The sequence below is a fragment of the Cupriavidus sp. C1SS-2L genome (assembly GCF_057073735.1).
Map to the genome: position 1 here is coordinate 1689767 of NZ_CP172708.1, position 14323 is coordinate 1704089.

Genomic DNA, 14323 nt, shown 5'->3' on the forward strand with positions numbered 1-14323 from the left:
GAAAAGAAGGCGGCGGAAATCGCCGCGCATGGCTGTCTTGTAGCGGCAGCGCGGCGGCACGGCATCGTCTGTTTGGGTAGGGCGGCGACCGGCGTCTGGCCGGATTCCAAAGGATCCGGCGACGCCTAAGGGTTTGCCCCCGGCATGGCGGGCTTGGGGGAGGGCAGGGTGGGTCTGCCCTTAGTCTGTTTGGAGTATGTGCGTGCGCGTCAGGCGCGTGAGCATTGTGCTATCCCGCAGGACTAGTCCGCTTCCCATGCATGGCCGGATTGCCTTGGGGAAAACCATGAAGGTGGCCGCGACGCCGGCCACCGCCACCGTCCCCGTCATCGGGACGCACGGAAGGGCCGCAGAGCCCATACAAAGTCCAGCCGCGCGGCACGTCTCGCGCGCTGGGCACGCCACACAATGGAGACAGAGGAAATGCTGATGGAGGCTAGCCAGAACCCGGCAATCGCACACCTGTTCACGCAGGCAACCGTGTCGCTGTCGGACTTCAGCGCGTTGCTGGGGAATATCTACCAGGGGCCGATGGAGCAGGTGCCATGGGGCAAGGCGCTGGAGCAGATCCGCAGGCAGCTCGATGCCAACTACGTCACGCTGATCCTGCGCTCGCCGGCGACGGACCGTCCCGGGCTGATGGTGAATGCCTCCGAACATGGCCAGACGCTGCCGGGCGAGGTGTCCTACAACAGCTACTACTATTCGCTCGATCCGTTCATCGGCCTGCCGTCGGACCGCGTCGTGACCATCGACGAGCACCTGGGGCACGGCGTCTGGTGCATGAGCGAGCTGTACCAGCAATTCCTCAAGGACATCGGCATCCGCTACATCCTGGGCGCGGACCTGCGTACGGACGACGGCGTGGAATGCCGCTTCCGCGTCTGCCGCAACCATGACGGCCCCGACTTCTCCACCTCCGATAAGGCGCTGTGCACGGCGCTGCTGCCGCACCTGAAGCGCGCGGTGGACCTGCACTCACGCATCGACGTGGTGGAATCCGAACGCACGGTTTACGCCAGCGCCATTGACCGCATGCTCGTCGGCATGGTGATCCTCGACGAGTCCGGCACCATTATCAAGACCAATGCGGCTGCCGACGAAATCCTCGCCGCCAAGGACGGCATCCGCATTGCCAAGGGCGGGCTCGACGTCGAGTACGGCCAGGAGAACCGCAAGTTCCAGCGCGTACTGCGCCAGGCGATGATGGGCCACGTCGGCACAGCGCCGCCGGTGATGGAGGCCATGTCGATCACGCGGCCGTCTGGCAGCGCCAAGCTGGGCGTGCTGGTCCGCACCATTCCGCTCAGCGAATGGTCCGAGGACAATCGCAAGCGGCCGGCCTGCGTGGTGTTCATCCGCGATCCGGAGCGGCGTTCACAGGCGTCGCATGATGTGGTGCGCCAGCTGTTCGATCTCACGCCCGCAGAGACGCAGCTCGCGTTGCAGCTTGCCAACGGGCTTACGCTCGATGAAGCCGCGGACGAACTCGGCATCAGCAAGAACACGGCGCGCGCGCACCTGCGCGCGATCTTCTCCAAGACCGGCGTCACGCGACAGGCCACGCTGGTCCGCATGCTGCTGAGCAGCGTGATCTCGCTCGGCTAACTCGCCGGCGCAAGCTTTGCGCTGAGCACCAGCGCAAAGCCTTCCGGCGTGTGCAGCACCGCACGCGCCTCATGCGGCCCCTGCGCCGGGGACTGCGTCACAGCAGCGCCAGCTTTCACCAGCCGTGCGACTGCCGCCGCAATGTCTTCCCCTTCGTCCACCTTGAACGCAAGCGCGGGCTGTTCCACCAGCCTTTCTTCACCGGCCACCAATGCGAGCGTCAGCGCTCCCGCGTCGAGCGCGCAGTAGCGATCGCCATCACGGAATTTCACCGGTAGTCCGAGTCCTTCCGTGAAGAACGGCAGGGCCGTGTCGAGATTGCCGACGGGGTAGAGCAACAGCTTCGATTGCATGGTGTGCGGTTCCTTTCGTTGAAAGAGGGGCCGTAATGCCCGTTGCCAATGATAGGTACGCGCAATGTCCTGCTCATAATCCAATCAGACGATGTTGCAATGCCTTGCGGCGACCACACTGCGATTACACAGGCCACATCCGGCCACAGGCGCAGCGTCTTGCAGTGCCCCGGATGCGGATCTGGACCGATACAAGCCGAGAGGGGACTGCAATGCGTTTTTCGCTGATCTATGAAGCCCAGACCGTCGATGCTTCGCGCGCCGGCGACCACAAGGTGTTCGATGAAATCATGGAACAGGTGGTACTGGCCGAAGACATGGGCTTCGATGTGGTCTGGGCGGTGGAGCACACCGCGCTGACCAACTATGCGCACATGAGCGCGCCGGAAACGTTCCTGGCTTTCGTCGCCGGGCGCACGCAGCGCATCGGCATCGGCCATGGCGTGGTGTGCCTGCCACCTGCGATGAATCATCCGGTCAAGGTGGCCGAGCGTATCGCCACGCTGGACATCCTGTCCGGCGGCCGCGTGCACTTCGGCGTGGGCAAGGGCGGCACGCAACAGGAAGCGGGCACCTTTGGCTATGACCTGAACACGCTGCACCCGATGATCGACGAGTCGATGTACCTGATCCCGAAGATCCTCACGCAGGACGAGATCGAGCACGACGGCGAGTTCATCAAGATCCCGCGCCGCCCGATTCACCCGAAGCCGCGCCAGGACCCGCATCCGCTGATGTACCTGGCCTGCACCAATGCCGACACGCTGCAGCGTGCGGGCGCGCGCGGCATGGGCGCGCTGGTGCTCGGCTTCGGCGGCCCGGAGGATGTCGCCAAGAAGAACGACATCTATCGCGCCGCCTGGGTAAGCCGCAAGCCCGAGGACCAGGTCGGTTTCCGCCCGCACCAGCACCTGGCCGCGCTGTGCCCGACCATCGTGCTCGAAGACGGCCTGGCCGCGCGCAAGATCGGCATCAAGGGACAGCGCTACTTCATGGAATCGCTGTCGTACTGGTACGCCGGTGGCGAGCGTCCCGATCCTTCGAAGTGGGACGACGAGCACGTTACCGCCACCGACGCGCAAGGCAAGGACGTCATCAACACGAACTTCGCTTCCGAGAAGGTCTCGGTGGACTTCAGCGATCCGGCGATGATGATGCTCAACCCCAACCATGCGTACGGCACGGTCGAGGACTGCATCGGCTACGTGCAGCGCCTGATCGACGCCGGTGCCGACGAAATCCTGTTCATCTGCCAGATGGGCACGGTGCCGCAGTGGGCCCAGCTCGAAACGATCCGCAATATCGGCGAACACGTGATCCCGCATTTCCGCAAGCAGGGCCACAAGCTGCGCGTGGCCTGACCGGGGCGCATTTCTCGCCGATGGCTTGCGCCCCTCTCCCGCATGCGGGAGAGGGGCCGCCGGGGTGAGATGCCAGCGCATCCATGAAATGCCTGGCGTAATCGCGCGTGGGCTAGTCCCATCAGACGATGGCACCCGAACCCGCGGATGCAAACATCAACGCCAGCCACAAGACAAAATCACAAGGAGACCGCGGTGCATCACGACAACAATCCCAAGGAACTGGCGGCACGCCTGATCGCGCGCGCCGAGCAGATGATTCCCGTGCTGGCGCAGCGCGCCGCGCAGGCAGAAGCCGAGGGACGCATTCCCGAGGAGACCGTGGCCGACATGCAGGCCGCGGGCTTCTTCAAGGTACTGCAGCCGCGCCGCTACGGCGGCTATGAGCTGGACCCGCAAACCTTCTTTCGCATCCAGATGGCGCTGGCCAAAGGTTGCATGTCGACGGCCTGGGTCTACGGCGTGGTGGGCGTGCACAACTGGCAACTGGCGCTGTTCGACGAGCGCGCCCAGCAAGAGGTGTGGGGCAACAATGCTTCGACGCTGATCGCCTCGACCTACATGCCGGTCGGCAAGGTGACGCCGGTGGAAGGCGGCTTCCGCTTTTCAGGGCACTGGAAGTTCTCCAGCGGCAGCGAGCTGTGCGAGTGGATCTTCCTGGGCGGGCTCGTGCCGCCGTCCGAGCCGGGCGGTGCTTATGACTACCGCACCTTCCTGCTGCCGCGCTCCGACTACAAGATCGTGCGCAACTGGGATGTGCTGGGCCTGCGTGCCACCGGCAGCCATGACATCGTCGTCGATGATGTATTCGTGCCCGAGTACCGCACCCACCGTGCCGTCGATGGCGCCATGGGCACCAGCCCGGGCCTGGCGCAGAACAACGTGCCGCTGTACCGGCTGCCGTTCGCGCAGATCTTCGTGCGCGCGGTCTGCACCGCCTGCATCGGCGCGCTCGAAGGCACGCTGGACGATTTCGTCGCCTATGCCGATGGCCGCGTGAGCAGCAACGGCGGCAGCAAGACCGCAGAGGATGGTGGCGCCCAACTTGCATGCGCTAACGCCGCGATTGCCATTGACGAGATGCGCACCATTCTCGAACGCAACTTCGACGAACTGCTTGCGCTCGCCCGCGAGGGCGGCCAGATGCCGACGCCGCGCCGGCTGCATTTCCGCTACCAGTCGTCGCAGGTGGCCGAGCGCTGCGCGCAGCTTGCCAACAGCCTGCTGCGCTATGCGGGCGGCAATGGTATCTACCGCAGCAACCCGATGGTGCGCCGCTTCATGGACCTGCACGCGGCACGCGCCCACTACGCCAACAACCTGGACCGCTTCGGCCAGAACCTCGGCGGCGTGATGATGGGCCGTGCCAACACCGATTTCTTCATCTGAGCCTCGCTTCGCTCAAGGGAACCGATCATGAGCCAGAGCACAGCGCGCAAGCAGCCGGCGGAATTCGATGTGGTGGTGGTGGGCTCCGGCGCGGGCGGCATGCTGACTGCCTGCCGCGCTGCCGACCGCGGCCTGTCGGTGGTGGTACTGGAAAAGAGCAGCCAGTATGGCGGCACGTCGGCCGTGTCCGGCGGCGGCATCTGGATTCCGCTCAACCACCATATCGCCGCAGCGGGCGCGAAGGACGACTACGCGACCGCACTCGAGTACATCCTGGCCTGCACGGGCGAACACGGCGATCCGCAACGGCTGCGTGCCTACCTGGACCATGCGCCGCGCATGCTGCAGTACCTGGAGAAGCAGGCCGGAGTGCACTACTACACGCTGCCGCGCTACGCCGACTACTTCCAGAAGCAACCGGGGGCGATGCCGGGCTATCGCTCGCTTGACCCGATGCCGTTCGACGGCGCGCGCCTGCGCGAGGAATTTGACCGCCTGCGCCCGCCGTCTCCCGGCACGCTGGTGGCCGGCCGCGTGGCGGTCACTTCCGGCGAGGCGCACAAGCTGGTGTGCAAGTCGCCGGGCTGGCTGTGGTTGGCCGTGCGTCAGTTCGCGCGTTACTGGCTCGACCTTGGCTGGCGCCGCAAGACGCGGCGCGACCGCCGGCTCACGCTCGGCAACAGCCTGGCTGGCGGCCTGCGGCGCGCGATGATGGACCGGGCCATTCCGCTGTGGCTCGATACGGCGCTGCAGGACCTGATCATCGAAGACGGCGTGGTCCGTGGCGTTCGCGCGCTGCAGGACGGCCGCGTGGTCGAGATCCGTGCCTTGCGCGGCGTGGTCCTGGCCGCGGGCGGCTTCGAGCGCAACCAGACCATGCGTGAGCAGTACCTGCCGCAACCGACGCAGGCCGCGTGGAGCGCTACGCCGCCCAACAATACCGGCGATGCCATCCGCGCCGGCCAGGCCGCCGGTGCCGGCGTCGCACTGATGTCCCACATGTGGGGCGCGCCAACCGTGCGCGTGCAGGGCGAGGAGAAGCAGCGCGCGCTCTTTATCGAGCGCGCCATGCCGGGTTGCATGGTGGTGAACGGGCAGGGGCGGCGCTTCGTCAATGAAGCCGCGCCGTATTCGGAATTCGTGCCTGCCATGTACCGCGACCACGAGCAGACGGGCTGCAGCGTGCCGGCGTGGATGGTGTTCGACGCGACCTTCCGTCACAAGTACCCGTGCGGGCCGATCCTGCCGGGCTCGGTCATGCCGGATCGCAGCATCCCCGCCAGCCTGTCCGGCATTCTGGTGAAAGCCGACACGCTGGATGCGCTGGCCGCGCAGACCGGCATCGATGCCGCGGGGCTGGCCGACAGCGTGGCGCGCATGAACCGCTACGCGGCGAGCGGCGTGGACGAGGAGTTCGGCAAGGGCGACAACTTGTTCGATACCTACTACAGCGATCCCGCCGTCCGCCCGAATCCGTGCCTCGCGCCGATTGGCAAGGCGCCGTTCTACGCCGTCCGGCTCGATGCCGGTGACATCGGCACCAAGGGCGGGCTGGTGACGGACGCCAGCGCCCGCGTGCTGCGCGAAGACGGTTCCGTGATCCCGGGGCTCTTTGCCATCGGCAATACCAGCGCCGCGGTGATGGGCACCAGCTATCCAGGCGCGGGCTCCACGCTCGGACCCGCCATGACTTTCGGCTTTATCGCCGCCGACGTGCTGGCGCAGCAAGCGCGGCAGACTGCCGCGGCGCCCCACACTCAATCCGTTCAGGAGGCCTTATGAGCGCCAATCCCATTCCCGGCGCCACGCTGCGCGACGACATGCTGATGGCCATGCGCCGCATGGCGCGCTCGGTGGCGGTCATCAGCTGCCGCGATGGCGAGCGCCGCTATTCGATGTCCGTGACCGCGGTCGATTCGCTGTCCGCGGATCCGCCGTCGCTGCTGATCTGCATCAACCGCAATTCATCGATCTACCCCCCGCTCGATGCCGGCGCGGACTTCTGCATCAACCTGCTTGCCGCCGATCATCGCGATATCGCGGTGGACTGCAGCGGCAGGCTCAAGGGCGAAGAGCGCTTTACCAGCGGGCAGTGGGACGATGACATGCTCGGCGTGCCGTGCCTGCGCGACGCCCAGGCCAACCTGATCTGTACGCAGGACGGCCGCTTCGACTATGGCACGCACGCGGTCTTTATCGGCCGGCTTCGCGAGGTGCGGCTGGCGGGCGAGGTGTCGCCGCTGGTCTATGTCGACGGGGCCTATACCACTTCCGCGCCGCTCGCCTCGTTGTGTCCAGCGTAATCCATATGTAAGCGGCCGTCGGAAGGCCGCCATGCAAACACCAGCCGGCCGGCAACCGGCAGGCGGAAATCAGAAACAACAATCAGCAGGAGACCAATCATGAGCCGACGTACTGAAGGAAAGATCGCCATCGTCACCGGCGCCGCGAGCGGTGTCGGTCGGGAAGACGCGCTGTTGCTGGCGCGTGAAGGCGCGCGCGTGGTGCTGACCGACCTCAACGAGGAAGCCGGCCATGCGCTGGCCCGCGAAATCGGCGAGACCGCGCTGTTCGTGCAGCACGACATTGCTAGCGAGGCCGGCTGGCAGCAGGTGATGGCACGCACCGAGCAGCGCTTCGGCGCTCCCAATGTCCTCGTCAACAACGCCGCAATCCTTCTGCTTGGTAACGTCGAAGACACGTCGCTGGAGCAATGGCAGCGCGTGCAGCGCATCAACGCCGATGGCTACTTCCTCGGCTGCAAGTACGGCGTGGCCGCGATGAAGGCGGACGGTGGCAGCATCGTCAACATGTCGTCGGTGGCGGCACTCGGCGGTATGGGTGCGTTCTGTGCCTACAGCGCCAGCAAGGGCGCAGTGGCAGCACTGACGCGCAGCGTCGCGGCCCACTGCAAGCAGAGCGGTTACAAGGTGCGCTGCAACTCGATCCACCCCGACGGCATCCTGACGCCGATGACGGCGGCCTTCCTGCCCGGCGGTGCCACCGCCTTGCCGGAAGAGGTGGGCGGCGTGGACCCGATGCAGCGCATGTGCCACCCGCGCGACGTGGCCAATCTCGTACTGTTCCTGGCCTCCGATGAATCGCGTTTCATCAATGGCGCCGAGCTGCGCATCGACAACGCGCAGTCCATCATGGGCGTCGCCTGACGCAAACGACTATGGTGCAAGCGCAATTTCACCGGCTGCAGATCGCCGAAGTCGTGGCGGAGACGGACCAGGCGCATTCGCTGGTCTTCGCGCTGCCTGAGAGCCTGCGCGACACCTTTGCCTACCGGCCGGGCCAGTTCCTGACGCTGCGCGTGCCGGTAGACGGCGTGCCGCAGCAGCGCTGCTATTCGCTGTCGAGCGCGCCGGAAGTCGACAGCGCGCTGCGCGTGACGATCAAGCGCGTGCAGGGCGGGCGGGTTTCCAACTGGGTCTGCGACCACCTCGGTGCCGGCGATACGGTAGAAGTCATGCCGCCCGCCGGGGTGTTCACGCCCCCCACGCTGCACGGCGACTTCCTGCTGCTGGCCGGCGGCAGCGGCATCACGCCGGTGCTGTCGATCGCCAAGGCGGCGCTGCGCCATGGGCGCGGCACGGTGACACTGGTCTATGCCAATCGCGACGAGCAATCGGTAATCTTCCGCGAAGCGCTGGGCGAACTGGCGCGGCGTCATCCTGGCCGGCTGCGCGTGATCCACTGGCTCGACAGCGTGCAGGGTCCGCCCAGCCAGCGCCAGATCGAAGAGCTGGTGCGGCCGTGGAGCCTGGCCGAGTGCTTTATCTGCGGGCCCGGCCCGTTCATGGACAGCGCGCAGGCGGCACTGCAGGAACTGGGCGTGCCGCGCGGCAAGCTGCACGTGGAACGCTTCGTGTCGCTGCCGGACCGCGCGTCGGCACCTGTGCAAGCAGTGATGCCAGCGGCATCCACCGTAGTCACGCCAGTCCCGGTGGCAACCATGCACGGCGCCGCGCTGACCGTGCAGCTCGATGGGGAAACCCACCAGGTCAGCGTCGCGCCCGATGAAACCGTGCTCGACGCCATGCAGCGCGCCGGCGTGGCGGCCCCCAATTCCTGCCGTGCCGGCTTGTGCGGCGCGTGCATGTGCCAGGTGACGCAGGGCGACGTCACGCTCGGCGAAAACCATGTGCTCGACCAGGCCGACCTGGAGTCGGGCTGGACCCTGGCTTGCCAGGCCCGCGCCGCGAGCGGCGACATCCACCTCAAGTTCCCGGATTGACATGACCACATCTGACACCATCGACGCTATTGCGGCACCGGTCGGGACCGGCATGGCAGCGCGCGAAGACATCCCGGGGACTATTCCGGAACTGGTGCGGCGCGCGGCGCAGCGCTATGGCGATCGCATCGCCATTCAGGAAGACGGCCTGCGCCTGAGCTATGCCGCACTCGACGCGAGCCGCATCCAGGCGGCGCGCGCGCTGATGGCGCTCGGCGTGCAGCCGGGCGACCGCGTCGCCATGTGGGCGCCGAATTTCTCCGAATGGATCATTGCGGCGCTGGCCACGCACAGCGTGGGCGCGGCACTGGTGCCGCTCAATACCCGCATGAAAGGCGTGGAAGCCGGCGCTGTACTGGCCGACAGCGGCGCGCGGCTCTTGTTCTGCGTCGACGACTTCCTGGGCGAGAGCTATCCGCAGATGCTGGCGCCGCATCGACCTGCCACGCTGGAACGTCTGGTGATCCTGCGTCCCGGACACGGCAGGGCGGCAGCCGACGGAGAACTCCCATGGGAGGCGTTCCTCGCACTGGCGCAGCAAGTCGACATGGCTGCGTTCGCGGAACGCGAGGCCACCGTACGCGGCGATATGCCGATGGACATCATGTTCACGTCCGGCACCACCGGCCGGCCTAAGGGCGTGGTGACCGCGCATGCACAGAACCTTCGCGCCGTTGACGGCTGGGCCGCCATCACCGGCGTGCAGGCCGGCGACCGCTACCTGATCGTCAATCCGTTCTTTCATACCTTCGGCTACAAGGCCGGCTGGCTCGCGGCGCTGTCGCGCGGGGCCACGGTGCTGCCGCACCTGGTGTTCGACGCCGAAGCCGTGATGACGCGCGTCGAGAACGAACGCATCACGGTGCTGCCCGGGCCGCCGACGCTGTACCAGACGTTGCTCAACGCGCCGCGCCTGCGCGAGTTCGACCTGTCGTCGCTGCGCATCGCGGTGACCGGCGCTTCCGCCATTGCGCCGGCGCTGATCCAGCGCATGCGCAGCGAGCTGGGCTTCGACACCATCATCACCGGCTACGGCCTGACCGAATCCTGCGGCTTTGCCACGCTGACGCGCGCCGGCGACGATGCCGACACCGTCGCCGCTACCTCGGGCCGCGCCATGCCGGGCATAGAAATCCGCTGCGTGGATGCGCAGGGTCAGCCCGTCGCCACCGGCGAGCCGGGCGAAGTGCTGGTGCGCGGCTACAACGTGATGCAAGGCTACTTCAGCTTGCCTGAAGCCACGGCCGAAGCCATCGACGCTGATGGCTGGCTACATACCGGCGATGTCGGCACGCTCGATACGCGCGGCTACCTGCGCATCACCGACCGCATCAAGGACATGTTCATCGTGGGCGGCTTTAACTGCTACCCGGCGGAAGTCGAAAAGCTGCTGGTTGCACACCCCGCTGTGGCCCAGGTAGCCGTGGTTGGCATGCCGCACGACCGGTTAGGTGAGGTCGGTCGCGCCTATGTCGTACTGCGCCATGGCGCGCGCGCGGATGCCGACACGTTGATCGGCTGGGCGCGCCGGCAGATGGCCAATTACAAGGTGCCCCGCGAGATCGTGTTCGTACCGACCCTGCCAGTCAGCGCGGCAGGGAAGGTGCTCAAGTACCAGTTGCGGGGATCCTGAGGAGGAGAGGGGGATGACAGATATGACCGATACGAAATCGCTGGCGCAGCGGCTCGACCGGCTTGAAGCGGCCGACGCCATCCGGGCGCTCAAGCTGCGCTACCTGCGTGCGTGCGATGACAAGAACCCGGAGGATATGCGGGCCTGCTTTGTCGCCGACGGCGCGCATATTCACTATGACCGCATTGGCAGCTTCGCGGGGCGTGATGCGCTGGTGCAGTGCTTCACTGAACTGGCCTGCCGGCCAACGCTGCGGGAGATGCATTTCGCGGGGCAGGGGGATGTTCAGGTGCTGGATGATGGGACAGCGCGGGGGAGTTGGGATCTGGCTTATCTGGCGATTGATGATGCCAATGGGGCTAGGACGTTCCTGAGTGGTCGCTATGCCGATGAGTATGTATGCGTTGATGGCGTGTGGCTGATCCGCTCGACTGTCTTTACGACCGGGCTGTTGTCGCATGGGGCTTAGGTTTGTCGTTCTTGGCAGGCGCCGCGGTTTGCCGGCGTGGCCGGTGGGTTTTGGTTGAGCGCGCGTTATCGCTCTTGGCCGGCGCTGCTGTTTCGCCGGCGTAGCCGGCGACCTACTTCTTGTCCGAGCGACAAGAAGCAGGCAAGAAACGCGTCGCCTGGCGGCTGGCCATCAACGGTACGCTTCTTGTGTTCAAGCGGCTTTGGTCTCGCGATGCGTGATCGACGTTCGACCCTGCTCACGCTATGTGATTCAGAACCTGTGCCTGGCGCGGCACGACTCTTGAACGATCCCCAAGTTGGACTCGGGTACAGCGTTTCAACCAGGTCAGTGGTGGGACGCCTTCGGCTGCGCTGCGCGCACGTCGTCGTCGGGGTGCAAGCTCATCAACGGCGCCGGCGCCCGAGGTCGGTTTTCATCTCCCTGGCGCGCCCTCTACTTCGCGCATGCTATGGCTGGCCTCGTCACCCAGGCGTGGCTTGCCCTGGGCTCACGCGCTCAGACCAATGCTCTGCGCGTAGCGCAGCCGAAGGCGATCACACGATATCGCTTGCAGCAGGGTCCACGGACAGTTTCGGGGCTCGTTCAATCAGCGCTGTATTCCCACCCACGGTGGTGCCCCACGCGGCAGGCAGCGTGAAAAACCTCTGAAGCCCATACCCGTACAACACCCTCAGCCCACTACGATAAATATTCGCCCGTTAGGGCAAGCCTGACGCGCTTTTGCCTACTCTTGCCGCTCGGGCAAAAGTAGGTCGCCGGCTACGCCGGCGAAACAGCGGCGCCCGCCAAGCACCACAAACCGGCCCCCGCTTAGAAAAGCTCCCGCCGGCTACGCCGGCGAAACAGCCACGCCAGCCAGAGCGCCAACACCGCTCAAATCCACAGCCTTACCAGCGTTCTATTCAACAATCGCCGGATGCACCCCCGGCGGCCCGCCGAGCACCTGCCGATACGACGGCGGCTGCACCCCCTCATCGTCCACGATCCCGTACTCCAGCGCCGCCTCCGCACAGATCAGGACCTTCCCGGACTTATCCATCAAGGCAGGATCCCGATACAGCGCATCCACAATGCGCCCCGTGAACTCCGGCGTCTCCGCCACCGGCGCAAACGACGCATATTTGTCTGGATGCTTCTCCCAAACCTGCATCGTTCGCGCAGTCCGCAGCGGCCCCATCCACAATGACACCGCAGCTACACCATAGGGCCGCAGGTCCACCGCCATGTCATGCGCGAACTTGTCGATCCCAGCCTTCTGCGCGCCGTAGGCAGGCCCGTGCATATAGCAATTGGCGCCGAATGACGAAGTGAAAACGATCAGCCCGCTCCCCTGCGCGACCATCATCGGCGCAGCATGCCAGCTGGCCACATAGCCAGACCGCAGACCCACGTCGAGAATGCCGGTCATCTCCAGCGGCTTCTGCCAGAAGGGCCCCGGCATGATCAGTTCGTCATGCAGGAAGGTGGCGTTGTTGACCAGGATGTCGAGCCGTCCCGCTTCCTCGCGCACGCGCTGGAACAGCGCGGCCACTTGCGCATCGTCGCTATGGTCGCAGGCCACCGCGATACCGCGGCCGCCGAGCGCGTCGATGTCGCGTGCGGTCGCGTGAATCGTGCCCGGCAGCGGCGCGCTGCCTTCCTGTTCGGTACGTCCGGTCACGTATACCGTGGCGCCGGCCGCGCCGAGTGCCAGTGCAATGCCCCGGCCGGCACCGCGCGATGCGCCGGTGACTACCGCGACGCAGGCTTGTTTTGAATCGCTCATGTCTCCTCCTCTGAGTATGGGAACCGCTTCCAAGATTGCGGTTCGAGGGGAACCAGCACATCACTCGTTCGGACTAGCCATGTTCGAAGCCGGCTAATCCACCCGGACGATGGCTGCTGTCTCCACGCAAGCCACGATAGGCGCGGATACGCCCACGCGCCGCGAGCGGCGCAACCATCAACAATCAAGGAGACAAGCGATGCCAGACCCCGAATCCATAGAAGCGATCCGCTCACTCGCCTGGCGCTACGCCCAGGCCGTAGACCGCCGCGAGTTCGCGCGCCTGACGGCACTGTTCACACCCGACGCGCAATTAAGCGGCCCGGGGTTCCACCTCGACGGCGCACAGGCCATCGCCGAAGGCATGTCGGCACTCGGCAACTACAGCGCCACGCAGCACCACGTGCATCACCAGCTGGTCGACGTGGACGGCGACACCGCCAGCGGCGAGACCTACTGCATTGCCAACCACCTGTATCAGGACGAGGGCGGCGTTCCGCGCAAGCTGGACTGGGGCATCCGCTATCAGGACCGCTATGTGCGCCGTCAGGGCGAGTGGCGAATCGCCGCGCGCACGCTGCTTGTCGACTGGACCCAGGATCTCCCACAGAAAGGATGAGGCACAGCATGACGAAAGCATTGGAAGGTAAGGCAGCACTGGTTACCGGCGGCGCAGGCGGGATTGGCGCGGCGAGCGCGTTGGCACTGGCGCGCGACGGCGCCGCGGTGGCATTGATGGGCCGGCGGCGCGAAGCGCTGGAAGTTGCCCGGGACGCGCTGCGCGAGAAGGTGCCCGGCGCCAGCATCGAGATCTGCGTGGGCGATGCATGCCGCGCCGACGATGTGCAGGCCGCATTGCAGCGGGCGTGGGACCTGCGCGGGCGGCTCGATATCCTCGTGCCAACGGTCGGTGGCGGCGGCTTCAAGCCGATGCTGATGCATGACGCTGCTTCGTTCATGGCCGAGATCGAGTTCAACATCGCCAGCGCGTTCCTGGCCGTGCGCCACGCCGCGCCGTTGATGGCGCCGCACGGCGGCAGCATCGTCTGCATTTCGTCGGGCGCGGCGCGCATGAACTGCCGCTGGCTGTCGGCCTACTGTGCGGCCAAGGCCGGGCTGGAGGCGTTCGTGCGCGGCGCCGCGGAGGAACTGGCCGAAGCCGGCATCCGTGTCAACGCAGTGCGGCCGGGGCTCACACGCTCGGGCGCGACTGGCCCGATGTTCGACAACGAAGCGGTGCTGGGCCAGTTTGTCGCGCAGATGCCGCTGGGCCGCGCGGGTGAGCCGGAGGACATCGCCAACGCCGTGCGTTACCTCGCTGGGCCGGAATCCGGATGGGTGACGGGACAGAGCTTTGGCGTCGATGGCGGCAACGAGCTGCGCGGCAACCCCATGCTGGACGATGCCATCGCTGCCATGTACGGCAGGGCCGCGCTGGACGACGTGCTTGCCGGCAGGATTCCGGCCGCGGCATGAACGGCCGGCACAACGAAGGAGGA

13 protein-coding genes are annotated in these 14323 nt (G+C 66.1%); 11 read left to right on the plus strand and 2 right to left on the minus strand.

From position 1 onward, the window contains the following. Positions 1-423 precede the first annotated feature (423 nt). A complete protein-coding gene (locus tag ACIGJG_RS07945; protein WP_011297704.1) occupies positions 424-1608 on the plus strand; it encodes a helix-turn-helix transcriptional regulator in 1185 nt (394 codons plus the stop codon). On the opposite strand, the gene ACIGJG_RS07950 is transcribed toward ACIGJG_RS07945, so the two are convergent. Then, positions 1605-1961 (minus strand): VOC family protein, encoded by a 357-nt coding sequence (locus ACIGJG_RS07950; protein ID WP_140950040.1) that lies wholly within the window; start codon positions 1959-1961, stop codon positions 1605-1607. The genes ACIGJG_RS07945 and ACIGJG_RS07950 overlap by 4 nt on opposite strands. A 212-nt stretch (positions 1962-2173) precedes the next feature. Here ACIGJG_RS07950 and ACIGJG_RS07955 point away from each other — a divergent pair, with 212 nt between their 5' ends. The 8 genes from ACIGJG_RS07955 (at position 2174) to ACIGJG_RS07990 (ending at position 11056) form a co-directional block, all read left to right on the plus strand. Beyond that, a complete protein-coding gene (locus ACIGJG_RS07955) occupies positions 2174-3322 on the plus strand; it encodes an LLM class flavin-dependent oxidoreductase (RefSeq protein ID WP_483672987.1) in 1149 nt (382 codons plus the stop codon). 195 nt (positions 3323-3517) lie between these two features. Further along, the gene (locus ACIGJG_RS07960; RefSeq protein WP_140950042.1) at positions 3518-4711 is read left to right on the plus strand and encodes a flavin-dependent monooxygenase; all 1194 of its coding nucleotides are present in this window, start codon (positions 3518-3520) and stop codon (positions 4709-4711) included. Between the two features lie 27 nt (positions 4712-4738). Next, the gene (locus ACIGJG_RS07965) at positions 4739-6493 is read left to right on the plus strand and encodes an FAD-dependent oxidoreductase (protein WP_483672988.1); all 1755 of its coding nucleotides are present in this window, start codon (positions 4739-4741) and stop codon (positions 6491-6493) included. Continuing rightward, complete coding sequence (locus ACIGJG_RS07970; RefSeq protein WP_011297709.1) at positions 6490-7014, plus strand: flavin reductase family protein; 525 nt, start codon at positions 6490-6492, stop codon at positions 7012-7014. Before ACIGJG_RS07965 ends, ACIGJG_RS07970 begins: the two co-directional genes overlap by 4 nt. Before the next feature lie 99 nt (positions 7015-7113). Continuing rightward, positions 7114-7878, plus strand: a complete 765-nt coding sequence (locus tag ACIGJG_RS07975; RefSeq protein ID WP_011297710.1) for an SDR family oxidoreductase — start codon at positions 7114-7116, stop codon at positions 7876-7878. 11 nt (positions 7879-7889) lie between these two features. Next, positions 7890-8954, plus strand: coding sequence for a 2Fe-2S iron-sulfur cluster-binding protein (locus ACIGJG_RS07980; RefSeq protein WP_483672989.1), 1065 nt, complete (start codon positions 7890-7892; stop codon positions 8952-8954). 1 nt (position 8955) lies between these two features. Beyond that, positions 8956-10587 (plus strand): FadD3 family acyl-CoA ligase, encoded by a 1632-nt coding sequence (locus tag ACIGJG_RS07985; RefSeq protein ID WP_483672990.1) that lies wholly within the window; start codon positions 8956-8958, stop codon positions 10585-10587. Between the two features lie 22 nt (positions 10588-10609). Next, entirely contained in the window at positions 10610-11056 is a 447-nt protein-coding gene (locus ACIGJG_RS07990; protein WP_483673061.1) for a nuclear transport factor 2 family protein, read from the plus strand. A 901-nt stretch (positions 11057-11957) separates the two neighbouring features. Here the strand turns inward: ACIGJG_RS07990 and ACIGJG_RS07995 are convergent. Further along, positions 11958-12824 carry an SDR family NAD(P)-dependent oxidoreductase gene (locus tag ACIGJG_RS07995; RefSeq protein WP_011297714.1) on the minus strand — a complete coding sequence of 289 codons (867 nt, stop codon included), beginning with the start codon at positions 12822-12824 and terminating at the stop codon, positions 11958-11960. Positions 12825-13023: 199 nt separating this feature from the next. On the opposite strand from ACIGJG_RS07995, the gene ACIGJG_RS08000 reads away from it, so the two are divergent. Both ACIGJG_RS08000 and ACIGJG_RS08005 read left to right on the plus strand, forming a co-directional pair. After that, entirely contained in the window at positions 13024-13443 is a 420-nt protein-coding gene (locus ACIGJG_RS08000; protein WP_011297715.1) for a nuclear transport factor 2 family protein, read from the plus strand. 8 nt (positions 13444-13451) lie between these two features. After that, positions 13452-14300: an SDR family NAD(P)-dependent oxidoreductase gene (locus ACIGJG_RS08005; RefSeq protein WP_011297716.1), complete on the plus strand. Its 849-nt coding sequence runs from the start codon at positions 13452-13454 to the stop codon at positions 14298-14300. Positions 14301-14323 lie beyond the last annotated feature (23 nt).

Excerpts from the sequence above, each read along its gene's own strand:
- ACIGJG_RS07995 (WP_011297714.1), bottom strand. The coding sequence starts at position 12,824 with ATGAGCGATTCAAAACAAGCCTGCGTCGCGGTAGTCACCGGCGCATCG.
- ACIGJG_RS07950 (WP_140950040.1), bottom strand. The coding sequence starts at position 1,961 with ATGCAATCGAAGCTGTTGCTCTACCCCGTCGGCAATCTCGACACGGCC.
- ACIGJG_RS07990 (WP_483673061.1), top strand. The coding sequence starts at position 10,610 with ATGACCGATACGAAATCGCTGGCGCAGCGGCTCGACCGGCTTGAAGCG.
- ACIGJG_RS07955 (WP_483672987.1), top strand. The coding sequence starts at position 2,174 with ATGCGTTTTTCGCTGATCTATGAAGCCCAGACCGTCGATGCTTCGCGC.
- ACIGJG_RS07945 (WP_011297704.1), top strand. The coding sequence starts at position 424 with ATGCTGATGGAGGCTAGCCAGAACCCGGCAATCGCACACCTGTTCACG.
- ACIGJG_RS07965 (WP_483672988.1), top strand. The coding sequence starts at position 4,739 with ATGAGCCAGAGCACAGCGCGCAAGCAGCCGGCGGAATTCGATGTGGTG.
- ACIGJG_RS08000 (WP_011297715.1), top strand. The coding sequence starts at position 13,024 with ATGCCAGACCCCGAATCCATAGAAGCGATCCGCTCACTCGCCTGGCGC.
- ACIGJG_RS07985 (WP_483672990.1), top strand. The coding sequence starts at position 8,956 with ATGACCACATCTGACACCATCGACGCTATTGCGGCACCGGTCGGGACC.
- ACIGJG_RS07975 (WP_011297710.1), top strand. The coding sequence starts at position 7,114 with ATGAGCCGACGTACTGAAGGAAAGATCGCCATCGTCACCGGCGCCGCG.
- ACIGJG_RS07970 (WP_011297709.1), top strand. The coding sequence starts at position 6,490 with ATGAGCGCCAATCCCATTCCCGGCGCCACGCTGCGCGACGACATGCTG.
- ACIGJG_RS08005 (WP_011297716.1), top strand. The coding sequence starts at position 13,452 with ATGACGAAAGCATTGGAAGGTAAGGCAGCACTGGTTACCGGCGGCGCA.
- ACIGJG_RS07980 (WP_483672989.1), top strand. The coding sequence starts at position 7,890 with ATGGTGCAAGCGCAATTTCACCGGCTGCAGATCGCCGAAGTCGTGGCG.